Raw genomic sequence first — 21,461 nt, 5'->3', positions numbered from 1 at the left:
ATCGAAATATGAATGTATATCCGAATATCTCATATATAGCTAAACTAATTGCTGAACCTACAAGAGCAATCATCTTAGATTGTCTAATGAATAATCAGGCACTACCTGCTAGCGAATTGGCTTATATGGCAAAAGTGTCACATCCAACAATTAGTTCTCATCTTTCTAAATTAGTAGAGGGGAATCTACTTACAGTTGAACAACATGGTAGACATCGTTACTATCGACTTGCTAATCAAGAAGTTGCAGAAGTGCTTGAAAAGTTAGAGACAATCGCACCAACAGTTCAAGTTCGCTCTTTAAAACAATCAGGTCAACTAAAACAAATTCGTTATGCTCGAACTTGTTATGATCATCTTGCAGGCAAACTCGGTGTAGAGATAACTGAAAAATTACTAGATAGGAAATTTATAATTTTAGAGGATGGAGAATACATTGTAACAGAACAAGGTAAACAATGGTTTCTGAATTTTGGAATAAATGTTGATGAGGAAGATACAAAAAGGAGGGTATTTGCAAAACCTTGCCTTGATTGGAGTGAACGGCGTTACCATATTTCTGGTTGGCTAGGGTCTGCAATTGCAAAACTGCTTTTTGAACAAGGATGGATTACGAAAACGGATAAGAACCGAGCTGTCCATCTTACAAAGAAAGGTGTAAAGTTATTGGAAGATCAATTAGGCATTGATATGAAAACTGAGGAAAGAAAAGCTTGAAATTAGAAAAGTCCGTCAAAATGACGGGCTTTTTCATTATGGTAGGAGTGTACATGAATAATAGGATGTTACCAATAATCGTTGCCAATAAAAAATCTTTCTTTTCATTCTTCTTTTTTAAGTTTTAAAGGAGAAAGCTAGGCTTCTTATTTTTACTAATGTTATAATAAGAAAAAAGCACGAAAAGAGGTCATCTCATGTTAGAGGTTATTGCAACATGTTTAGAAGATGTAAAACGAATTGAAAGCGCTGGCGGGAAGCGGATTGAATTAATTTCATCTTATACAGAAGGTGGTTTAACACCAAGTTATGCTTTTATAAAAAAAGCGGTAGAAGCGGTGAGTATACCAATTCATGTTATGATTCGTCCGCATGCGAAGTCTTTTACATATACGGAAGAAGAAATTGAAATGATGAAAGAAGATATTATAGTTGCGCAGAAGTTAGGAGCAGCTGGTGTAGTATTAGGCGTATTAAACGAACAAAATGAAGTAGATGAAGAGAAATTAGCGGATTTACTATCTGTTGTAGATGGAATGAATGTAACGTACCACCGTGCGATAGATGATATAGAAAATCCAGTAGAAGCGATGAGAACTTTAAAGAAGTTTCATAAAGTAACTCACGTTTTAACTTCAGGTGGACAAGGAGATATTGTAGACAATATTCCGGTGCTTACAGAAATGCAAAAAGTAAGTGATGGTCAAATTCAGCTTGTAGCTGGAGCTGGCGTGACGAAAGAAAATATAAAGCGATTGCTAGATGAAACTGGAATTTCGCAAGCACATGTCGGTACAGCGGTAAGAGAAGCAAAATCATGTTTTTCTGAAATAGATCCTAATGTAGTACAAGAACTAGTTGAAATAATAAAATAAGTGCTTAAGAAAGAGGAGAAACGATGAAGGAAAATACGAAGAAAGAATTATTCTCTTGGGCTAAAACGATAGGGTTTACCCTTGTATTAATTGCTATTATTCGCGGTGTTTTATTTACACCTTCTTTAGTACAAGGTGAATCGATGATGCCCACTTTAGAAAATAACGAACGAGTTCTCGTGAATAAGATTGGTTATAGTATAAGTGGATTAGATCGCTTTGATATTATCGTCTTCCACGGAAAAGAAGGGTACGATTTAGTAAAACGAGTAATTGGTTTGCCAGGCGATACAGTTGAGTATAAAAATGATGTTTTATATGTAAACGGCAAAGCGATGGAAGAACCATATTTAAAACAGTTTAAAGAAAAAGCAGTAGGCCGTGTATTAACTCCAGACTTTACGTTAGAACAAATCACAGGGAAAACGAAAGTGCCAGAAGGCCAAGTATTTGTTTTAGGGGATAATCGTGAAGTTTCTAAGGATGGTCGCATGTTTGGCTTTATTTCAGAAGATGAAATTGTCGGAAAAGGACAAGCTGTTTTCTGGCCGTTAAAACAAGTAAGAGCGTTATAAAGTGTGGTGAAGTATGGGAGAGATATTCTTCCATACTTTTTTATTTGCTTAAAATCTATTGATTGAATTGAAAGAATATTTTATAATTTTAAATTATATGTTTGTTTCGAAAAATGGAATTTAAGTTCCGTAATTCGGAACGAAAGGGAGATAGAATGAGTATAAATAAAACGGCAGTTAAGACAATGGATATTTTAGAGTTGTTTTATGAGCATGAAGAGCTAAGTTTAACTGAGATGGTTCAGCTTACAAATATGCCGAAAACATCTGTTTATCGTTTAATTGGCTCGTTAGAAGAGATGGAGTTTTTACAAAAAAACGAAAAGGGGAAATATCGTTTAGGGGTCGTATTTTTACGGTTCGGTCAACTTGTTTCACACCGGTTATCAGTAAGAAATATAGCAATTCCTTATATGAAAGAACTTAGAGATAGTTTAGGACAGGCAGTTAATTTAATAATTCAAGATGGTAATGATGCAATTTATGTTGAAAAGATGGAAGGTGTTCAGCCGGTACGCGTGTATACGGCGGTTGGAAGAAGAGCACCACTTTATGCTGGCGCATGTCCAAGAATTTTACTATCATATTTCTCTGAGGAAGAGAAACGGAGATACATAGAGGAAGTGGATTTAAAACAGTTTGCAGATGGAACAATCGTGGATAAGAAACAATTGTTAGAAGTGTTGCAAATGGCAAAAAAGGAAGGCTACACAATTAGTTATTCTGAGTTGGAAAATCATACAGCCGCGATAGCAGCACCCATTTTTGCGAGCGATGGAACGGTTGTAGCAGGCATTAGTATTTCAGGATTAGCAATTGAGTACAGCGAAAGTAACATTTCATATTTTATTGCGAAGGTGAAAGAAACAGCGCATCGCATTTCGAAAGAACTCGGCTTTTTGGCATAGAAAGAGGGAGTAGGATGAAATTTTCTGCGTTAGGGGATCAAGCAATTATTGTTACATTTGGTGAAGAAATTAAGATGGATATATATGAGAAAGTACAGTGGTTATTTCAAGCACTGCAGCAACAGCCGTTTGCAGGAATGATTGAGTGCGTTCCGTCGTTTACTTCATTAGCTGTTTACTACAATGCATATGAAGTATGGAAGAGAAATGAGAGAAGTGAAAGGTCATATGATTACGTTCGTCAGTATATAAAGGAGCTGTGTGATTCTTATAAAGAAGAAGTAAAACAGGATGTGAAACATATTTCTATACCAGTGTGCTACGGGGGAGAATATGGACCTGATTTAGAAGAGGTTGCACATTATAAAGGTTTACAAGTAGAAGATGTGATTCGAATACATAGTGAAACTACATATTTTGTATATATGCTTGGTTTTACACCAGGGTTTCCGTATTTAGGAGGACTATCAAAAGAATTAGAAACACCTAGAAAAGAAACGCCACGATTACAAATCTCTCCTGGTTCAGTAGGTATTGGCGGAAATCAAACAGGTATTTATCCGCTTGAAACACCAGGTGGATGGAATATTATCGGCCGAACACCTATTACTCTATTTAATCCGAACGAAGAAATACCAACATATATTCAAAGTGGTATGTATTTACGATTTATCCCAATAACGAAGGAAGAGTACGTATCGCTTGAGGGGGCTAAAAAATGGATGTAGAGGTTTTGCATGCAGGGATGTTTACAACAGTCCAAGATTTAGGGCGATCTTATTATCAACAATATGGTGTACCTGTTGGCGGGGCTATGGATCAAAGTGCAATTCGGATGATCAATATGTTAGTTGGTAATGAAGAGAATGAAGCGGCACTCGAAATGACGATTATGGGACCTAAATTGTTAATAAAGAAAACGACTTTACTTGCGATTGGTGGAGCAGATATGGAACCGTTACTGAATGGAGAACGTATCCCGTTATGGCGTCCCATTTTAGCGGAAGAAGGTAGTATGCTTTGTTTTGGAAAAGTAAAAAGTGGTTGCAGAGCGTATGTGACTTTTGCGGGTGGCATCCATATTGATCACACTATGGGAAGTAAAAGTACGTACATACGTGCTGCGATTGGCGGTATAGAAGGAAGAATGCTCAACAAGGGTGACTACTTCCAAATTGGTGCACAACCAGAAATGGCGAATCGTTTCATTCAAGACTTACAAAAAAATGAGCGAATAAAAACGAAATGGGCAATTAGCAACAGCGTACTACCAAAATATAAGAAACATCCTAAGCTTCGTGTCATAACTGACTTTGAATACGATCAATTTACAGAAGAAAGTAGAAAGACATTTTTTACGAAAGAGTATAAAGTATCTAATTATGCTGACCGTATGGGCTATAGGGTTGAGGGAGAAGTTTTAAATAGGATTGAAGAAAAAGAGATTTTATCGAGTCCTGTTACATTTGGAACCATTCAAGTTCCTAATGGTGGACAGCCGATTATATTAATGGCAGATAGGCAAACGACAGGTGGCTATCCGAGAATGGGAAATATCATTTCAGTAGATTTCCCTCTTCTTGCCCAGCTAAAGCCGGGGGACTATGTTTCTTTTGAGAAAATTACGCTTGAAGAAGCGGAACAATTGTACATAGAACAGGAAGTAAATATGAATCTATTAAAGAAATTCATCGCTTTACGAAGCTGGAATTAGGAGGAATACATTGTGACTACAATCGATTTAAACTGTGATTTAGGAGAAAGTTTTGGAGCTTATAAAATGGGGAATGATGATGAAATTCTTCCGTTCGTTTCCTCTATAAACGTTGCTTGCGGTTTTCATGCGGGTGATCCGTCTGTTATGCGTCAAACTGTTGAAAAAGCTTTGGAGCATAACGTAGCGATAGGAGCGCATCCTGGATTTCCTGATTTAATTGGATTCGGTAGAAGAAACATGAATGTTTCAGCAAGTGAAGTATACGATTATGTTTTATATCAAATCGGCGCATTAGACGCATTTGTAAAAGCGGCAGGCGGGAAAATGCAGCATGTAAAGCCGCATGGTGCCTTATATAATATGGCGGCAACGGATTCGAAAATTGCAGATGCAATCGCTAAGGCAATTTATCATATGAATCCGAGTCTATCGCTTTACGGATTAGCAAATAGCGAGGCGTTTATACAGGCTGCAGAAAAATACAATGTAACTCTCGTACAAGAAGCGTTTGCGGATCGTACATATAAGCAAGATGGAACGTTAACGAGCCGTACAGAAGAAAATGCACTTATAAAAAATGAAGACGAAGCGATAAAGCAAGTGCTTCAAATGGTGAAAGAAGGCTATGTAAATTCGGTCAATGGAGAGGAAGTAGCAGTTCAGGCGCAGACGATTTGTTTACACGGTGATGGAGAAAAAGCAGTACAATTTGCGGGAAAAATATACAGAATATTCGAACGTAATGGTATTTCTATTTGTGCACCGAAATAAAAAATAGGGGGAAGTGCTGGGATGATTAAATTAATCGGAATACTACTTGTTGCAGTGGGCTTTTTATTTAGATTAAATACACTTTTAGTAGTTATGGTTGCAGGTATTGTTACGGGGATGGTTTCAGGATTAAGTTTTTATGATGTGATCAGCATGTTCGGTAAATTTTTCATAGAAAATAGATATATGTCTATGCCAATTATATTAACTTTACCGGTAATCGGAATTTTAGAGCGTTACGGTTTAAAAGAAAGAGCAGAAGCACTTATAACGAAATCAAAAGGAGCAACAACTGGAAGAGTATTAATGTCATATTTTACGATAAGAGAATCGTCAGCAGCACTAGGGCTTAATATTGGTGGGCATGCACAAACGGTAAGACCGCTCGTTGCACCGATGGCAGAAGGGGCCGCGCAAGGTAAATACGGTAAACTTCCTGAAAAATTAAGAGAAAAGATTAAAGCAAACGCAGCTGCTGCGGAAAATACAGCTTGGTTTTTCGGAGAAGATATTTTCATCGCAACTGGTGCTATTTTATTAATGAAAGGGTTCTTCGATTCAGTAGGTATGCATGTGGGTGTATGGGATATGGCACTTTGGGGCATTCCAACTGCAATATCTGCACTTATTGTAAGCTGGATTAGATTTAGAAGGTTTGATAAATATATAGAGAAAACAATGAAGGCAGAAGGAAAAGAAGAGAAGGAGGCAATCTAATATGAACATCATCACAATGGATACAATCTATTATGTATTAGGGATAATCGTTGCTTTTATCGCTGTTCGTATCGCATTCGATCGTGAACATCCCAACAGATTCGGTTCTAGTTTATTTTGGGCATTGTTTGCAGTTACATTTTTATTCGGAAATGTAATTCCTTCGTTTTACGTTGGCTGTATCGTGCTCGCTATGGTCGTTTTAGCCTCGCTAAATAAAGTAACAAAATCAGAGGAAAAAGAAGTTCCAGTACAAGAGCGTGTAAAACATGCTGAGAAATTAAAAAATAAAATTTTTATGCCTGCACTATTAATTCCTATTTTTACAATTATCGGTACGTTGACCTTAGGGAAAATTAAATGGGGAAATGTCTCTCTTGTTGATCCAGATAAAGTAACATTAGTTGCATTAGCGCTTGGTGCATTACTCGCATTCGTTGCGGCGATGCGTATTACAAAATCAAAAATAACAACGCCTGTACAAGAAGGAAGCAGACTATTGCAAGCTGTCGGCTGGGCTGTAATTTTACCACAAATGTTAGCAGCACTTGGCGGTATATTCGCGAAGTCTGGCGTTGGACAAGTTGTTTCAGATTTAGTCGGACAAGTGTTACCGACAGAGTATCCGTTCGTTGCTGTTATGGCGTATTGTTTAGGAATGATGCTTTTCACAGTCGTAATGGGAAATGCATTCGCAGCGTTTGCCGTTATTACTGGCGGAATTGGTTTACCTTTAATTGTTCAAATGCACGGTGGGAATCCAGCAATTATGGCAGCACTCGGTATGTTTGCTGGATATTGCGGAACGCTACTTACGCCAATGGCAGCAAACTTTAATATCGTTCCGGCGATGCTTTTAGAACTAAAGGATAAAAATGCAGTTATTAAAGCACAAGTACCAATTGCTCTTTCAATCTTTATTATCAATATGTTTATTATGTACGGCCTTGTATATCGTTTCTAATTAGGAGGGAAAACTATGAAAACAGTATTATTAACAGGATTTGATCCGTTTGGCGGAGAAAGCATCAACCCAGCTTGGGAAGTAGCAAAAAGTTTGCATGAAAAAACAATTGGAGAGTACACGATTATTAGCAAACAAGTCCCAACGGTATTTCATAAATCAATAAAAGTATTAAAAGAATATATAGAAGAACTAAACCCTGAAATGATTATATGTATCGGACAAGCTGGGGGCAGACCAGATATTACGATAGAGCGTGTCGCAATTAACGTTGATGATGCAAGAATTGCTGACAATGAAGGGAATCAGCCCATAGATGTGCCAGTTGCAGAAGAAGGACCAGCTGCTTATTGGTCTACACTTCCGATGAAAGCAATCGTAAAAAGACTGCAAGAAGAAGGTATACCAGCTTCCGTTTCACAAACAGCAGGTACATTCGTTTGTAATCATTTATTCTACGGTCTCATGCATGAACTAGAGAAGCGTGATAAGAAAATAAAAGGCGGATTTATTCATATTCCGTTCCTGCCAGAACAAGCGAGTAACTATCCAGGCCAACCGAGTATGTCTCTTTCTACTATTCGTAAAGGGATAGAATTGGCAGTTGCGGTAACGACGACAGTTGAAGTAGATATTGTAGAGGTTGGGGGTGCGACGCATTAAATAAAACGAATTGTACAACACCTTCTGTAAACAACTGGTATAATAAGTATAGGAATATACATAGAGGTGATTTTTGTGCAACAATTTGAAGAAGTACGTTCAATTTTAGAAAAAGCGAAGAAAATTACAGTATTAACAGGCGCTGGTGCAAGTACGGAAAGTGGTATTCCAGATTTTCGTTCAGCAAATGGATTGTATGCTGATGCGAATGTGGAGATGTACTTATCAAGAGGGTACTATAACCGAAGTCCGAAAGAATTTTGGAAGCATTATAAAGAAATCTTTCAAATTAATACGTTCCATCAATATAAACCAAATCGTGGCCATCGCTTTTTAGCTGAGCTAGAAGAACAAGGGAAAGATATTACGATTTTAACGCAAAATATTGACGGTTTACATCAATTAGGTGGCAGTAAGCACGTCATTGATTTACATGGAACACTTCAAACAGCACATTGTCCAAAATGTAAATCAGGCTATGATTTACAGTATATGATTGATCATGAAGTACCGCGCTGTCAGAAGTGTAATTTCATTTTAAATCCAGACGTTGTTTTATACGGAGATACACTGCCGCAATATCAAAATGCGATGAAACGTTTATATGAAACAGATGTACTTCTCGTTATGGGAACGTCATTAAAAGTACAACCTGTCGCTTCATTCCCGGAAATCGCAAAGAGGGAAGTAGGAGCAACAACTATTTTAGTAAATGAAGAGTTAACAGAACAGGAATATAACTTTGATTATGTTTTTCAAAATAAAATTGGTGAATTTGTTGAAGGATTATCTTCAATGAAATAAGTTATCGAAAAAACTGAGGTATCCGCCTCAGTTTTTTATTTGAGTAATCACTGTTTTAAGCCATATGAAAACATTTTGATAATGTAGTAACCACATCTCTATAATTTATAAAAATCAATTTGCCCCATTTTTCTTTTAGAATAATATTCATGTTATTGTGCATTAAGGGAATGGTAATAAATAGGGTAATTAATTAAAAAACTGAAAATTAAATCTTTTATTTCTTTTGTAATTAATATAAAATTCTATATATATCATATAAATAAATTTGATACATAATGATTTTGCGTAGAAATGTTAATAGAATGAAGCGAGGGAGCGAAATGAGACAGAAAAAGGAGCAGAAGAAACAATCGAAAAAGAAAAAGACTCATATTCCTTTTCGGTTAAATGTACTATTTTTTATTGTCTTTCTTTTATTTTCAGCTATTATAATTCAATTAGGTAAAGTACAAATCATTGATGGAGAAACGTATAGAAATGAAGTAAACAAAAAGGAAGATGTAACGGTAAGCACTCCCGTTCCTAGAGGGAAAATGTTTGATCGGCAAGGTCACGTTATTGTAAATAATAAACCATTGCGAACCGTTACATATACGAAAATGAGAGGAGTAGACTCGAAAGAAGTTTTACAAGTAGCAAGAGATTTAGCCAAGCTGATTGAAATGTCGCAAGAGGACATGGATAAGTTAACAGAGACAGATAAGAAAGATTTTTGGATGCAGTTAAATGAAAAGCGGGCAGCAGCGAAAGTAACGAAAGAAGATGAGAGTAAATTTAGAAAGCAAGAAATAGAAGGAAAAGAATTAGATAAAAAAGTAGAAGAACTGCGCCGGGAAAGAATTACACAAGAAGAATTAAATGAGCTTTCAAAGGAAGATATAGAAGTATTAGTAATTAAAAGCAAAATGAATGCGGGATATAAAATGACACCGCAAATCGTTAAAAAAGATGTAAGTCAAAATGAATATGCTGTCGTTAGTGAAAGATTGGCAAGTTTACCGGGGGTAGATACGACAGTAGATTGGGAACGAGAATACCCAAATGATAAAATACTGCGCTCTATACTAGGTAGCGTTTCTAATGAAAATGAAGGGTTGCCAAGAGAACAATTAGATTATTATTTAGTTCGTGATTATAATCGAAACGATCGTATTGGTAAAAGTTACATTGAAAAACAATACGAAGATGCACTACATGGAACGAAAGAACAGTCTAAAAATATTATGGATAAAGCAGGGAAAATTGTTCGAACAGAAAAAGTGACCGAAGGAAAAAGTGGAAATAACTTAATGTTAACAGTCGATATGGATTTACAGAAAAAAGTAGAGGGAAGCCTTGAAAAGAATTTACGAGCTTTTCATGCTGCAGAGCCGATGATGGATCGTGCGTTCGTAGTAATGATGAATCCGAAAAACGGTCAAATTTTATCAATGGCAGGAAAGAAAATTGTAAATAAAGATGGCGGTATGCAAATAGAAGATTATGCATTAGGAACGATGACAAGTTCTTATGAGTTAGGATCAACTGTAAAAGGTGCTACTTTATTAGCTGGATATCAAACAGAAGCGATTAAGCCATATACACATTTCTTTGATGCACCAATGTATTTTAAAGGAAGTTCTAAGCCGAAGAAATCGTGGAAAGAATTTGGGGATATTGATGATTTAAGAGCTTTACAAGTTTCATCGAACGTTTATATGTTTAATACAGCTTTAAAAATGGCAGGCATTAATTATGTCCCAAATAATCCATTAGATATTAAACAAGAAACATTTAATAAAATGCGCTACTATTTTAGACAATTTGGCCTAGGTGTGTCGACTGGTATTGATCTGCCAAATGAAGCAATCGGTCAAGTAGGTAGAACTGATAACATACCCGGATTTTTACTTGATTACGCGATTGGACAGTATGATACATACACGCCTCTTCAGCTTGCGCAATATATTTCCACAATTGCAAATGGCGGTTACCGAATGAAACCACAAATTGTACAAGAAGTTAGAGAGCAACCGAATAGACCAGAGGATGTAGGAAAAGTCGTTCGGTCGATTGAACCAGTTGTATTAAATCGAGTGGATATGGACACTTCGTACATTAATCATGTAAAAGAAGGGTTTAGAAGAGTTTTTCAAGAAGCTGACGGAACAGGTACCGGAACGTTTAAAGGTTTACCATATAAACCAGCGGGAAAAACAGGAACAGCTGAGACAGTATATGGTGGAGAAAGTGATATTGGAAGAGATGAGAATAACAACCGAAAAAAATGTTATAATTTAACTCTTGCCGGTTATGCACCATATGATGCTGATCCGGAAGTAGCTTTTTCAGTTGTTGTACCATGGGTGAATGATGATAAATCAGGAATTAATTCTGCGATTGGTAAAGAGATTTTGGATGCGTATTTTGAATTAAAAACAAATAGATCAAATACAAATTCAATTCCAGTAGAACAACCGAACAAGGCACAGTAAAAATAGTATCACTGCATGGAAACATATTGTGCAGTGATATATTTTTTGAGTTAAAAAGCGCTTTATAAGGTGGGAATGGATATGAAAAAGGAAATTAAGAGAGGCTGGGGAAAGTACATACTATTTATATTGGTGATGGTAATAGGCTACCATTCTTTTACTTTATGTAAAGTGGAAGGGGAATCGATGCAGCCGACTTTATATGAAGCAGATTACGTATTTGTAAATAAAGCAGTAGTACGTCTTTCTAATTTACAACGCGGAGAAATTGTTATTATAAAGGAAGCGGATGAATCGAAATATTATGTGAAACGTGTAATAGGGCTTCCGGGTGATGTAATTAACATAACGAACGGAAAGGTATATGTGAACGATAAAAAGCAAGAAGAACCATATACGAACAAAGATTTATTTAACAACACACAAGTGTTTTATAACTTTCAAAAGACAAAAATTCCGCCAAATAAGTTATTTGTAATGGGAGATAACCGCGAAGTAAGTAGAGATAGTCGAAATGGCTTAGGATATATTGAAGAAGATAACATAATTGGCAAGGTGGAATTCGTATATTATCCTTTTTCAAAAATGAAAATGATAGAATAAGTGGGGGAGAAGCAAAACCCCACTTATTAAAGTTTCACTTTATTTTCTTTAAAAAACCTTTTGGATTAAATGATATGAAAAATTTATGTTTAGACTCGTCGATTATGAAGTTATTATTTTTAGTTAAAAACTCATCCACAGCCTCCATCGGACCAGGACCCCAATCGGGAAGAAGCGGATTTCCATTAATGGAGGTATCTTCTACAATCATATAACTGCCAGTAGTGACGATAGATTTATATAGTAATAGTTCTTTGGATACATGCTCTTTACTATGATCAGAATCTAAAATAACTAAAACCACATCATCAGGTTTGCGCATGCTTACTATTGTTTGGACGGCCTGCACAGAAACAGAAGAGGCTGTTAAATACGTAATCCGATTATGTGATGGCCGATTTGGCTGCGGAGTTATATCGATAGTAAGTACGTGACCTTTTCCAATTAAATCTAACATAGAAGCTAAATACAGTGCACTACCACCGTGAAAAGTCCCGCATTCAATAATTAAATCGGGCTTTAATTCATAAATAATTTCTTGATACAAAAAGAGGTCAGAGGGAAGTTTACAGATTGAAACTCCGAACCAGTGTGTATCGTTTAACCACACGAGGCTGTTGTAATATTGGTTTAGAAATTCATTGCTTATATTATCGATTTTAAATTCTCCTTTCTAAAAAGGATTCTCTCGTTTGACGTAAAGTGTTTACGCATGAAAGTTGTACTATATATTATGTAGTAAGGAATTGTAAGGCGAGTGTTTTTACTTGAAAATAAGCCAAATAACTCATGTGGAAAATGAAAGGAAATGATTGTATGTACAAATACACAATTTGTTTTATTAGAAAAAGCGATAAAATACTGCTATTAAATAGAAATAAAAAGCCGAATATGGGGATGTGGAATGGTGTTGGAGGAAAAATAGAAGATAATGAAACGCCATACGAAGGAATAATTAGAGAAACGTTTGAGGAAACGGGTATAGAACTTTCAAGTGTAATGTATAAAGGGACTGTTGGTTTTAAAGGTAAAGATGAGCCCCAGGCTAGTGAAGGAATGTATGTGTTCGTTGCTGATTTGCCAGATGGAATGCAAATGAATACACCATTTCGTACGGCTGAAGGATTATTAGAATGGAAAGAAATTGATTGGATATTAGATGGTGATAATAGAGGTGTTGTTAGCAATTTACCAAAATACTTACCGACAGTATTAACAGAAGAAAATAAGTTAAAACATATATTCACGTATGATAACCGGAATATTATTCATTACACAACTGCATGTTTGACAGAAGATGATGCGAATAAGCGATATGAAAAACAACTCATTTCTCAATAGAAGAGGATAGTGAAAAATCACGTTTTTGCTCTCATTATATATGCGAGGTGATTATATGTTTCAGAAATACAATTCATTGGTCAGAATTGTAATATATATGATATAACTTTTCTTATGGTGAAAGAGTAGAGAATATACGTAAACGGAACAAAAAGGAGGTGGCTTTGCCACCTCTTTTTGTTAGCTACGAATCGCCTTAATTATAAATCGATGTTGATTCACATCTAAATATCCTTTTTGCAAAATAATCTCATGTATACGATATAACTCCTCAAAGTACTTTTCGACAGTAAAATCAGGAATTTGCCACGGAATTGCTTTTAAATAATAGATGATAGCGCCAATATCATAAAAACGTTGGAAAGGGAATTCTTCTTTTGCTTCTAAAATAGTAAATCCATTTTGGTTTAACTCACTGCATGCAGTTTCGAGAGACCAATTTGCAAACTCACTATTTAGAGGCGTACCCAATTGTTCATTAAGTTCAACGCAATCAAGACCGCCAACTTGTTGTGTAAGAAATGTTCCATTAGGAGAAAGTATTCTATTTACCTCAGAAGCAGAATAGGATTCATGTTGATTCAGAATGAAATCAAACTGTTCATTTTGAAATGGTAAAGCAGTATCATCACTTACTGCCACAACTGTAACCCCTAAAGGTTCTAATTTCTTCTGAGCAATTGGCACGTTTGGAGCGTAGCCCTCAGTAGCGAATGTAGTTGACGGGAACGGTTGTAACATAGATAAAAACTCTCCGCCACCAGTACCCATATCGAGCATTGATTCTGCACGTTGCATAAGCTGAAAAGCAGTACTGCCGTACGACCACGATAATGGCTCGCTCTTCATTCGACCCGTTTCTGAAATGAAAGAAAAATCCCAGCCACTAAAGTTTGTATTTGCACTTTCTAATAAAGTTAAAAATAATGGATCACGTTTCATAAATTTGTCCTCCTATTTTTTAATGGATAATATGATGAGAAAAGAAAAAGGGAGGACCTCTTATTAAAATGAAGCAGTTTTATGTTTCATGTTCGAATAGATTCATATAAATTCGCTCCTTGTGAGAATGGTTATTTATATATTCGGGATAAATAAGTGGAAATCCTTTGATCAAGAGCTAGGGAATTTAGTAGATATGACTAAGGAAGTTCTAAATCGCTTGGAAAGCATGATAAGTGATAAAAATATATTAATTGGAATGCACCGAGAGAAATAATCGTTATTCACGAAAAAATATAGATGGAGGAAGCTTTGTTAAACCTGTTGAAGAATGCAATAGAACATTCTAAACCAGGTGGTAACATAATGATTCAGGTCAAAAATTCTCCAATCTATATCGAACCAGTGATCCAAGATTTTGGAGAGGGAATTTTAGCTGAAGAATTACCTCATATTTTTGAACGATTCTATAAATCAAGTAGTTCTAAAAAGCTTGGCTCGAATGGAATTGGGTTGGCACTTGTCAAAGCTATTATTTAGGCTAACTAACATATTGTATGTTTCAGTATCTATTTTATAAAAAAGAAAATAGATGTAACGGTCCTCCTTTTAATAAAAAAATCCTATAAAAATATAGTGCTCTTAAAAAATTTTGTTACAAATTTGTTTTGTTTGACTTTAAAAAAGGAAAGTAATATTTATTTGTAGAAAATTTTTAAGGATAAAAATAGGATGAATATCCATGGTAAGAAAAAGGGGGCACTTAAATGTTAACAAATGATTTAGATTTTCGATTAGAACCACGTTTAAAAGAACTGTATGAACAACATAAAATAAGAGCGCAGAAGATAGACTGGGCTTATCATGAGTTTTTACCATGGGATAAGGGAATGGACTTTAAAAGAGTTCCTTGGGATGAAAGTCAAGTTACTCTCCCTTCTGGTGTAATTACGGCCATTGAAACAGCTTTATTAACAGAAGTGAATTTACCATGGTTTACAACGTATTTATCTGCGACTTTTAAAGGTTCCCTTTCTGTTATTACAGACTTTATTCATACTTGGACCTCAGAAGAGGATCAACATTCGAATTTATTAGAGACATATTTACTACTCACTCGAAGTGTAAACCCTAAACGTATACATGAATTAAGAAAATCAGTCGTTGAGTGTGGATTTGAGCCTGATTTTCATACACCAATCGAAGCCATGACATATACGACGCTACAAGAACTTGCAACAATGGTGTTTTACAATAATGTAGCTAAGGTGGCAAGTAAGCATGATCCAGATCTTGCTACATTATTACGCCGTCTTGCAAAAGATGAAACACTTCATTATGCGTTTTATCGAGACGTTATTCGAACACATTTAGAATTGGAACCAAATTATTGCTACCATATTGCCAATGTGATTAGGAATTTTAAAATGCCAGGTGCCGTCATGCCTGATTTTGAAAATAGAATGGCTGTGATTGCAAAAGAAGCAAACTATGGCCCACTACAATATTTTGATCAAGTACTTGATGTAGTGGTTGAGTATTGGGGGTTAAAAGATTTACGACCAATTGCCCCTCTAGCAGAAAAAGCAAGAATTGAGATTTTGGAGTATCATATAAGATTGAAAAAAATACGGGATCGATTTGGCCGTTTTCAAGGGGAAATTGATCTACGTTAATGGGTGGAGATTTCAGGATATACGCGTATGGATTCCCTTTTCTTTTATTGGAAATCTCGAACGCTCTTTGGTATTTTACGGCTGTTTTACTTGATTTAACTTTTGAAGAAAAAAGTAATTGACACCTAAAATAAACTTGTGATATTATTAAATATTTGATAAAAAATAACATATGTGTTAAGCTTGAAAAGGTTACCACATATGGAGGTGGATTATATGTTTCAAATTGGCGATAACATTGTTTATCCAATGCACGGAGCAGGTATAATTGAAGCCATAGAAGAAAAAGAATTCTCAGGGGAAAAACAACAGTATTATGTCATCAAAATGTCTATCAGTAATATGCAAGTCATGATTCCTACGGGTAAAATATTGAATTCGAATATACGCCCAGTTACTGATATACTTGCATTAAAACACATTATACACATTTTTCAGCATGAAGAATCATGTAAATTACTGCCGTGGAAACAAAGGCATAAAGTGAACACGGACAAAATAAAAACGGGTGAAATACAAGAAGGTGCTGAAGTTGTACGCGATTTAATGCGTATGAAGAAAGAAAAAACACTGAATACAAGTGAAAAAAAATTGTTGGATGATGCATATAAGTTTTTGGTCAGTGAACTAGAATTAATTAAAGGAATCACTGAAAATCAAATAAAAAGTTTCTGTTAAGGTTTATTATAGATAATGTATTATATCTCCCGAAAACATCCTGAATTTTTCGAGAATATGATGAGTATTAAAAGTAAATCATTTCAAAGACATTCAATTTCTTCAACTCACTTTTAGAGTAGGAACCTCTTTTGTTATTACTTCAATCTAATCCATTTTTATTTTTAAATTTATTTTACGAACATTCGAAGTTTCATTAAATAACTCGATTAAATAGTCACTTGATTTTTGCAATCCTGATTCACACTGGCACGGACAAGGAGCCGTAAGGATGAAAGAGAGGTAGGGCTTTCATTGTTTTAGGTAATATACTATCTAAGTCATTATTTCTAGAAGAAAAAACAATCAATCTCACCGCCAGCTTTAAGAGTTCCTTACATCTACTGAGACAGTGAATAGTAATTGTTTATCTTCTTTACGTAAAATTGATAAACGAACTGGTAACACCATATGGTAAACTACAAAAAATGGTTTCCAGACCAAGAAACCATTTTTTATTTTATTTACATAACAATAGTAAATTAAGCAGTAAGAAGGAGTCCGCACATGAAAAAAATGTTAACAAAAGAATTAAGTAATGAATTAAAGAAGCGAGAAGGGATTATTTCTATTACAGTTGAGCCTTATGAAAAAATCGAAGTTGGTGGAATTCGTGTAGATGGACCAGCTATTATTCTAATTAATCAAGAATAGGTAAAAATAGTTGCATGCAAGGAGAAAAGGATCAGCCTTTAAGAAAAGGGGGATCCTTTTTGCTTGCTGCAGCTAATATGGGATATACATAACTTTTATCTGATGTGTTGGGGTTAAAAGGAAGGAGAGGATGGAGATTATCATGGTGGAAAGCTTAATATTGGTAGGATTTCTTTTTACGTTATATAAATTAGTTGATAAAAAAACAAACTAATTATTTAAAACGATAGATTGTTTCCTTTTTAAGGGCGAGATTTATCTGAGAGTGAAATGGATCATCTAAAGGAGGAATTAAAATGGATGCAAGGAAAGAACGCATAAAATACGAGAAGATGTCAAAGAATTATGATCGTATTTATTTAGTTTCGTTTATCCTATTAATTGTACTTGTTTGTAGTAGTGTGATTATCATAGGAGCTACAGGCGGAAAATATGGAGTATTTTTATTGTTAGCAATTTTACTTAACGCACGTATTACGAAAGAATCTCAAAAAAAGTATGAGCACTATTCTAATAAAGGGCGTATTTAAAATGATACATAACCAGAAAGGAACAACCTAGATGTATATTCAAAATATCCCTTTATCATCTCCTATTAACTAGTAAAAGTAACTTTATATAAATCATTTTTTTAGCAATGTAGAAATAGAAACCGTACCCTATTAAAATGTTATTTCCGTCCATATAATGAATTATCCTTCTAGCATATTTATAAGATTTATATCATATATTAGTAGAAAGAATGCAAGTTAGAAAGGAGTTTTATAGAATGAGTTATTTGGAGGGAAATGACTTTAGTAAACAAAATATGGTAAGTGTGCCTAATCCCTATGTATATCAGACATTACAATCAGTAATTGGTAAACATGTGGTTATTGAAACTGTAAGAGGCAATATAAGAGGTAAATTAAAGGATGTGAAACTAGATCATTTGCTCATTGAAGATACGGTGCCATATATTGTACGCATTCAACAAATTGTATGGATTATGCCAAAACAATAATCACATGTAATTTGATTTATAATAGATTAGCATTATAGAGCATCAAATAAAAACACAGGGTTTTATCTCTGTGTTTCTTCAAATTTTCGTTTTTGGATATATGCTTGAGCATGGATAATTTCTTTCTGAAGTTCTTTTAATTCTTCCGTAGATCCAGATTCAATCCTCATGTACGTAGTAACTAGACTAATCATCATATCCATCTTCTCTACTATATTTTGAATGACCTGTTCAGATTGCTCTTTTTTAGGGTGTTGTATTGCTATTAGAGCATTTTCTATATAATTGTTCTTTCTTTGCTGGATATCATAAATAAACTGTTTTGTGTTTGAGTTCATTTGTTATTCCTCCGTTTTGGATATACTTCTATTCTATCATATTTGAATGGTGAATATTAGATTCCCCTAAATATACACCTGTCACATACATCTCCTCAAATATAGAAACTAATTCCTTAACGTACAGGGAGCTAATTAAACTATGTTAATTTTGTGTCTAAACGTACAATTTTTGTTTTTGATATGGTGAGCCCTAATTGTAGTGCCCAATCCGATGTAAATTCCTCAATAACAACAGATTTTTCCATATCTCTAATACCCTTATGTATTTTGTGCTTGAATATAATATCAGATTTAGATAAGCAAAACTATTTCAAGTGAATAGAATCCACTCTTTAAGAATACATAAAAAATATATATACAAGCGTATTCTAATCACTGCATCATTGGTGAAAGTAGAATTCTATAAATTTTGGAGGAAGAGATATGCAAAAAAAGGTTCTCCTGTTTACAGATTTAGGGATTGATGATGCGTTTGCTATACTGTACACCTTTTTTCGTAAAGACATTCAACTTGTAGGAATTGTGGCCGATTATGGAAATGTATCAAGAGAAGATGTAATAAGAAATATTAACTATTTAAAGTACATTGCGGGAAGAGAAGAAATACCTGTATTCCTTGGTGCTTCTGTACCGTTGACAGGTATAGTGATTCAGTATTTCCCTGAGGTACATGGAAAAGTTGGATTAGGACCTATTATTCCACCTGAAATTTCATATCCAGTTTATCCTTTAAATGATATTTATCAAATTATAGAATCAAATTTAGAAGATCTTACAATTATCAATTTAGGAAGACTTTCTTCGCTAGCTACGACTTTTGTATTAAATTTAGAAACAATGCGAAATGTAAGAGAATGCATTTGCATGGGGGGAGCTTTTTTCTATCCAGGTAACGTAACTGCTGTGGCTGAAGCTAATTTTTACGCAGACCCTTATGCAGCAAACTTAATTCTGCAGCATGCAAAGAACTTGACGATTATTCCTTTAAATGTGACTCAACACGCGATTGTTACACCCGAAATGGTCCAGCAAATTGATGCATTTCATCGGAGTACACAGGATCTTGCAGGACTCATCATCAAACCTATGTTAGATTATTATTATAATTTCTACTCCAAGTCTAATCCTGGTATAAGTGGAAGTCCTATGCATGATTTTGTAACAGTTTGGTATTTGCTAAATCAAGACGCTGTTAGTCTTTCAAGAGTACCTATTAAAGTAATCCCTGATCAAGGAGAAGGATTTGGTCAAAGCATTGCAGATTTTCGTTTTGTTACTAATCCAGGCTATAAAACGCATAATGTAGCTTTTCAGTTTGATTATGAAAAATTTAAGAAAGATATTATGGAAACGTTCCTAAAGAAGAGAGTGTAATAGACTTTATTAACTTCAGATAATACGGATTATGAGAATCAAATGTCACTTAACTTAACTGTAAATATCAAATTAACAAAACAAGTTCCCCTAAAATAAAAAAGACGTTGACTTCTCTATGTAATTAACTGTCGTTTCATGTCCAGCGATGATGAATAGCCAAATTGTCGAAAGAAGCTCGTTCTTATTCAACTTGTTTTCTTGCTCTCTTGTTTGAATGAGATCGTTTATCAAATCAGAATCAGGATTTAGACGCTTTTCGTTAAGTAATGTCTCAATGTAATGAATAAACTTTTAAGTGTTGTTTTAACTTCAGTTCCCTGAATAGGTTCCACAGAGGTGTCCATGAGTTTTTTGTCTATTTGCGGAACTGGTTTCGATCAGTGGCGGGAATCCCAAGCACCTCTGAAATGAAAATAATGGGTAGTGGTTAAGCAAAATCTGCAATAATTTCCATCTTTCCTTGTTCTTGTACAGCAACTAACAATTCGTCGGCAAGTTGCTGAATACGGGAACGAAGGTCCTCAATCATACGTGGTATAAAGGGTTTAGAGACCATCCGACGCAGGCGAGTATGATTAGGAGGATCTACCGTAAGCATATTCGGACTCTAGATTCTACAACATTTCAACTTACAGACAAGTTTTCTTGACATATACATTATTTTAGACAAGCCTTTTATAATGCATATAGGGTAAATTGTTAAATTTTGATTTTTTATATGTAAAATGATAATAAAGTTATTTAATTTCAAAAGTCCAAATAAGTATAACCCGATCTAAATTTAGATCGGGGTTAAAAATATAGTTGTTTAATCTTGATGTAAGAAACGTCACTAGATTGAAAAATATAACAAAAAAGTTATTGAAAAATGAATCTTTTCACTTGATATATATTTCTTCTGGAGCATTTATACATTTTCATAGTAACCAACCAGCTAATCAATATGATTCCTGCAAAAAGTAATAGTAAATTACTATACAAATGAGTGAAAGAATTAGCATTCATAGGTAGTAATTTTCGGTTTAGCAAATGTATCGATAATAATCCACCTACAATCGCAATCCCCATTCCTTTCGTTAGAAAGCCTGGGAAATTAAGCAAACTCATTCTAGTACCAGCAGCCTTTTGTTCCAAACTACTGAAACACTGATAGAGATAACTGTTTTGGTCATGAACTCACTGTTGTAATATGTCTAGTGTGTCTTCATGGTATGTTTCAAGAAAAGGCCGAATGGCATATTCAGCGTTATTCCTTTTCGTTATTTCATACATGGTGTTGAATGAGGTTTCAAAATCGTTCAGACCATATTTTTCAACGTATTTTGCGATAGGCATGTACATATATCCGTTTGTGAATGTGCCTACTTCTGTTGTATTTTCTGGTCCTAATGTTTTCAGTAATATATGTATTGCTACATTAAAATCTTTTTGTAAAGCATTGTGTAATTCATCTGCTATTACTTCAATACGTTGTTTTAACTCTAAATTTTCAACTTTATATGTTACAGAATCTACAAAGATTCTTTTAGAAAAATTAGGATCGTGTTTACAAATAGAATCAGCTATTTTCTCTGCTAATTCTTCATTAAATAAAAATTTTAACGGAACATATTTACCCAT

General features: G+C 34.7%; 23 protein-coding genes and 4 pseudogenes. 21 read left to right on the top strand and 6 right to left on the bottom strand.

Going from position 1 to position 21,461, the window contains the following annotated elements:
- The first annotated feature begins 8 nt into the window (after positions 1 to 8).
- From AC0ONG_RS13930 to lepB (AC0ONG_RS13870), 13 genes are all read left to right on the top strand, one after another.
- The gene (locus tag AC0ONG_RS13930; protein WP_001103796.1) at positions 9 to 716 is read left to right on the top strand and encodes an ArsR/SmtB family transcription factor; all 708 of its coding nucleotides are present in this window, start codon (positions 9 to 11) and stop codon (positions 714 to 716) included.
- A gap of 197 nt (positions 717 to 913) precedes the next feature.
- Positions 914 to 1,591, top strand: coding sequence for a copper homeostasis protein CutC (locus AC0ONG_RS13925; protein ID WP_000895107.1), 678 nt, complete (start codon positions 914 to 916; stop codon positions 1,589 to 1,591).
- Positions 1,592 to 1,614: 23 nt separating this feature from the next.
- The gene (lepB, locus tag AC0ONG_RS13920; RefSeq protein ID WP_000662490.1) at positions 1,615 to 2,166 is read left to right on the top strand and encodes a signal peptidase I; all 552 of its coding nucleotides are present in this window, start codon (positions 1,615 to 1,617) and stop codon (positions 2,164 to 2,166) included.
- Between the two features lie 155 nt (positions 2,167 to 2,321).
- Entirely contained in the window at positions 2,322 to 3,074 is a 753-nt protein-coding gene (locus AC0ONG_RS13915; RefSeq protein WP_000026362.1) for an IclR family transcriptional regulator, read from the top strand.
- 14 nt (positions 3,075 to 3,088) lie between these two features.
- On the top strand, positions 3,089 to 3,802 hold the full coding sequence (gene pxpB, locus AC0ONG_RS13910) for a 5-oxoprolinase subunit PxpB (RefSeq protein ID WP_000672272.1): 714 nt from the start codon (positions 3,089 to 3,091) through the stop codon (positions 3,800 to 3,802).
- On the top strand, positions 3,793 to 4,788 hold the full coding sequence (locus AC0ONG_RS13905) for a 5-oxoprolinase subunit C family protein (RefSeq protein ID WP_000382259.1): 996 nt from the start codon (positions 3,793 to 3,795) through the stop codon (positions 4,786 to 4,788). The genes pxpB and AC0ONG_RS13905 overlap by 10 nt, the downstream gene beginning before the upstream one ends.
- Before the next feature lie 12 nt (positions 4,789 to 4,800).
- Positions 4,801 to 5,562: a 5-oxoprolinase subunit PxpA gene (gene pxpA, locus AC0ONG_RS13900; protein ID WP_000207324.1), complete on the top strand. Its 762-nt coding sequence runs from the start codon at positions 4,801 to 4,803 to the stop codon at positions 5,560 to 5,562.
- Positions 5,563 to 5,583: 21 nt separating this feature from the next.
- Positions 5,584 to 6,279 carry a DUF969 domain-containing protein gene (locus tag AC0ONG_RS13895; protein WP_000593392.1) on the top strand — a complete coding sequence of 232 codons (696 nt, stop codon included), beginning with the start codon at positions 5,584 to 5,586 and terminating at the stop codon, positions 6,277 to 6,279.
- Position 6,280: 1 nt separating this feature from the next.
- Positions 6,281 to 7,243, top strand: coding sequence for a DUF979 domain-containing protein (locus AC0ONG_RS13890; RefSeq protein ID WP_001021658.1), 963 nt, complete (start codon positions 6,281 to 6,283; stop codon positions 7,241 to 7,243).
- Positions 7,244 to 7,258: 15 nt separating this feature from the next.
- Positions 7,259 to 7,906: a pyroglutamyl-peptidase I gene (gene pcp / locus AC0ONG_RS13885; RefSeq protein WP_127725861.1), complete on the top strand. Its 648-nt coding sequence runs from the start codon at positions 7,259 to 7,261 to the stop codon at positions 7,904 to 7,906.
- A 75-nt stretch (positions 7,907 to 7,981) separates the two neighbouring features.
- On the top strand, positions 7,982 to 8,710 hold the full coding sequence (locus AC0ONG_RS13880) for an NAD-dependent protein deacylase (protein WP_001183806.1): 729 nt from the start codon (positions 7,982 to 7,984) through the stop codon (positions 8,708 to 8,710).
- Positions 8,711 to 9,033: 323 nt separating this feature from the next.
- Positions 9,034 to 11,187 carry a peptidoglycan D,D-transpeptidase FtsI family protein gene (locus tag AC0ONG_RS13875; RefSeq protein ID WP_001249189.1) on the top strand — a complete coding sequence of 718 codons (2,154 nt, stop codon included), beginning with the start codon at positions 9,034 to 9,036 and terminating at the stop codon, positions 11,185 to 11,187.
- Positions 11,188 to 11,268: 81 nt separating this feature from the next.
- Positions 11,269 to 11,790 carry a signal peptidase I gene (gene lepB, locus AC0ONG_RS13870; protein WP_000711484.1) on the top strand — a complete coding sequence of 174 codons (522 nt, stop codon included), beginning with the start codon at positions 11,269 to 11,271 and terminating at the stop codon, positions 11,788 to 11,790.
- A gap of 34 nt (positions 11,791 to 11,824) precedes the next feature.
- Here the strand turns inward: lepB (AC0ONG_RS13870) and AC0ONG_RS13865 are convergent, their stop codons facing one another.
- Positions 11,825 to 12,448 carry a cephalosporin hydroxylase family protein gene (locus tag AC0ONG_RS13865; RefSeq protein WP_474204707.1) on the bottom strand — a complete coding sequence of 208 codons (624 nt, stop codon included), beginning with the start codon at positions 12,446 to 12,448 and terminating at the stop codon, positions 11,825 to 11,827.
- Positions 12,449 to 12,606: 158 nt separating this feature from the next.
- Here AC0ONG_RS13865 and AC0ONG_RS13860 point away from each other — a divergent pair, with 158 nt between their 5' ends.
- The gene (locus AC0ONG_RS13860; protein ID WP_000280180.1) at positions 12,607 to 13,131 is read left to right on the top strand and encodes an NUDIX hydrolase; all 525 of its coding nucleotides are present in this window, start codon (positions 12,607 to 12,609) and stop codon (positions 13,129 to 13,131) included.
- Positions 13,132 to 13,311: 180 nt separating this feature from the next.
- On the opposite strand, the gene AC0ONG_RS13855 is transcribed toward AC0ONG_RS13860, so the two are convergent.
- Positions 13,312 to 14,073: a class I SAM-dependent methyltransferase gene (locus AC0ONG_RS13855; RefSeq protein ID WP_000817594.1), complete on the bottom strand. Its 762-nt coding sequence runs from the start codon at positions 14,071 to 14,073 to the stop codon at positions 13,312 to 13,314.
- 163 nt (positions 14,074 to 14,236) lie between these two features.
- On the opposite strand from AC0ONG_RS13855, the pseudogene AC0ONG_RS13850 reads away from it, so the two are divergent.
- The 6 genes and pseudogenes from AC0ONG_RS13850 to AC0ONG_RS13825 all read left to right on the top strand — a co-directional run.
- Positions 14,237 to 14,610: pseudogene (locus AC0ONG_RS13850) on the top strand (sensor histidine kinase); the annotation flags it as partial.
- 230 nt (positions 14,611 to 14,840) lie between these two features.
- A complete protein-coding gene (locus AC0ONG_RS13845) occupies positions 14,841 to 15,749 on the top strand; it encodes an acyl-ACP desaturase (protein WP_000957093.1) in 909 nt (302 codons plus the stop codon).
- Between the two features lie 216 nt (positions 15,750 to 15,965).
- On the top strand, positions 15,966 to 16,427 hold the full coding sequence (locus AC0ONG_RS13840) for a CarD family transcriptional regulator (RefSeq protein ID WP_000486293.1): 462 nt from the start codon (positions 15,966 to 15,968) through the stop codon (positions 16,425 to 16,427).
- A gap of 546 nt (positions 16,428 to 16,973) precedes the next feature.
- Complete coding sequence (locus tag AC0ONG_RS13835) at positions 16,974 to 17,120, top strand: BC1881 family protein (RefSeq protein WP_000738546.1); 147 nt, start codon at positions 16,974 to 16,976, stop codon at positions 17,118 to 17,120.
- 296 nt (positions 17,121 to 17,416) lie between these two features.
- Positions 17,417 to 17,650 carry a hypothetical protein gene (locus AC0ONG_RS13830; RefSeq protein WP_000340032.1) on the top strand — a complete coding sequence of 78 codons (234 nt, stop codon included), beginning with the start codon at positions 17,417 to 17,419 and terminating at the stop codon, positions 17,648 to 17,650.
- A gap of 239 nt (positions 17,651 to 17,889) precedes the next feature.
- On the top strand, positions 17,890 to 18,123 hold the full coding sequence (locus AC0ONG_RS13825) for a YuzF family protein (protein WP_000120816.1): 234 nt from the start codon (positions 17,890 to 17,892) through the stop codon (positions 18,121 to 18,123).
- Between the two features lie 62 nt (positions 18,124 to 18,185).
- Here AC0ONG_RS13825 and AC0ONG_RS13820 read toward each other — a convergent pair whose 3' ends face one another.
- Positions 18,186 to 18,461 (bottom strand): hypothetical protein, encoded by a 276-nt coding sequence (locus AC0ONG_RS13820; protein ID WP_001087712.1) that lies wholly within the window; start codon positions 18,459 to 18,461, stop codon positions 18,186 to 18,188.
- Positions 18,462 to 18,887: 426 nt separating this feature from the next.
- Here AC0ONG_RS13820 and AC0ONG_RS13815 point away from each other — a divergent pair, with 426 nt between their 5' ends.
- Positions 18,888 to 19,838, top strand: coding sequence for a nucleoside hydrolase (locus AC0ONG_RS13815; RefSeq protein WP_001170286.1), 951 nt, complete (start codon positions 18,888 to 18,890; stop codon positions 19,836 to 19,838).
- A 117-nt stretch (positions 19,839 to 19,955) separates the two neighbouring features.
- Here the strand turns inward: AC0ONG_RS13815 and AC0ONG_RS13810 are convergent.
- The 3 pseudogenes from AC0ONG_RS13810 to AC0ONG_RS13800 form a co-directional block, all read right to left on the bottom strand.
- Positions 19,956 to 20,445: pseudogene (locus AC0ONG_RS13810) on the bottom strand (cytochrome P450); the annotation flags it as partial.
- 254 nt (positions 20,446 to 20,699) lie between these two features.
- Positions 20,700 to 21,010, bottom strand: a pseudogene (locus AC0ONG_RS13805) (tetracycline resistance MFS efflux pump); the annotation flags it as partial.
- 10 nt (positions 21,011 to 21,020) lie between these two features.
- Positions 21,021 to 21,461, bottom strand: a pseudogene (locus AC0ONG_RS13800) (hypothetical protein); the annotation flags it as partial.

It is taken from the genome of Bacillus sp. TCT6, from assembly GCF_056033845.1.
Note: the sequence above shows the minus strand (reverse complement) of the source record. Positions and strands in the feature narration are given on the sequence as shown.

Excerpts from the sequence above, each read along its gene's own strand:
- AC0ONG_RS13930 (WP_001103796.1), top strand. The coding sequence starts at position 9 with ATGAATGTATATCCGAATATCTCATATATAGCTAAACTAATTGCTGAA.
- AC0ONG_RS13925 (WP_000895107.1), top strand. The coding sequence starts at position 914 with ATGTTAGAGGTTATTGCAACATGTTTAGAAGATGTAAAACGAATTGAA.
- lepB (WP_000662490.1), top strand. The coding sequence starts at position 1,615 with ATGAAGGAAAATACGAAGAAAGAATTATTCTCTTGGGCTAAAACGATA.
- AC0ONG_RS13915 (WP_000026362.1), top strand. The coding sequence starts at position 2,322 with ATGAGTATAAATAAAACGGCAGTTAAGACAATGGATATTTTAGAGTTG.
- pxpB (WP_000672272.1), top strand. The coding sequence starts at position 3,089 with ATGAAATTTTCTGCGTTAGGGGATCAAGCAATTATTGTTACATTTGGT.
- AC0ONG_RS13905 (WP_000382259.1), top strand. The coding sequence starts at position 3,793 with ATGGATGTAGAGGTTTTGCATGCAGGGATGTTTACAACAGTCCAAGAT.
- AC0ONG_RS13895 (WP_000593392.1), top strand. The coding sequence starts at position 5,584 with ATGATTAAATTAATCGGAATACTACTTGTTGCAGTGGGCTTTTTATTT.
- AC0ONG_RS13890 (WP_001021658.1), top strand. The coding sequence starts at position 6,281 with ATGAACATCATCACAATGGATACAATCTATTATGTATTAGGGATAATC.
- pcp (WP_127725861.1), top strand. The coding sequence starts at position 7,259 with ATGAAAACAGTATTATTAACAGGATTTGATCCGTTTGGCGGAGAAAGC.
- AC0ONG_RS13875 (WP_001249189.1), top strand. The coding sequence starts at position 9,034 with ATGAGACAGAAAAAGGAGCAGAAGAAACAATCGAAAAAGAAAAAGACT.
- lepB (WP_000711484.1), top strand. The coding sequence starts at position 11,269 with ATGAAAAAGGAAATTAAGAGAGGCTGGGGAAAGTACATACTATTTATA.
- AC0ONG_RS13860 (WP_000280180.1), top strand. The coding sequence starts at position 12,607 with ATGTACAAATACACAATTTGTTTTATTAGAAAAAGCGATAAAATACTG.
- AC0ONG_RS13855 (WP_000817594.1), bottom strand. The coding sequence starts at position 14,073 with ATGAAACGTGATCCATTATTTTTAACTTTATTAGAAAGTGCAAATACA.
- AC0ONG_RS13845 (WP_000957093.1), top strand. The coding sequence starts at position 14,841 with ATGTTAACAAATGATTTAGATTTTCGATTAGAACCACGTTTAAAAGAA.
- AC0ONG_RS13840 (WP_000486293.1), top strand. The coding sequence starts at position 15,966 with ATGTTTCAAATTGGCGATAACATTGTTTATCCAATGCACGGAGCAGGT.
- AC0ONG_RS13835 (WP_000738546.1), top strand. The coding sequence starts at position 16,974 with ATGAAAAAAATGTTAACAAAAGAATTAAGTAATGAATTAAAGAAGCGA.
- AC0ONG_RS13830 (WP_000340032.1), top strand. The coding sequence starts at position 17,417 with ATGGATGCAAGGAAAGAACGCATAAAATACGAGAAGATGTCAAAGAAT.
- AC0ONG_RS13825 (WP_000120816.1), top strand. The coding sequence starts at position 17,890 with ATGAGTTATTTGGAGGGAAATGACTTTAGTAAACAAAATATGGTAAGT.
- AC0ONG_RS13820 (WP_001087712.1), bottom strand. The coding sequence starts at position 18,461 with ATGAACTCAAACACAAAACAGTTTATTTATGATATCCAGCAAAGAAAG.
- AC0ONG_RS13815 (WP_001170286.1), top strand. The coding sequence starts at position 18,888 with ATGCAAAAAAAGGTTCTCCTGTTTACAGATTTAGGGATTGATGATGCG.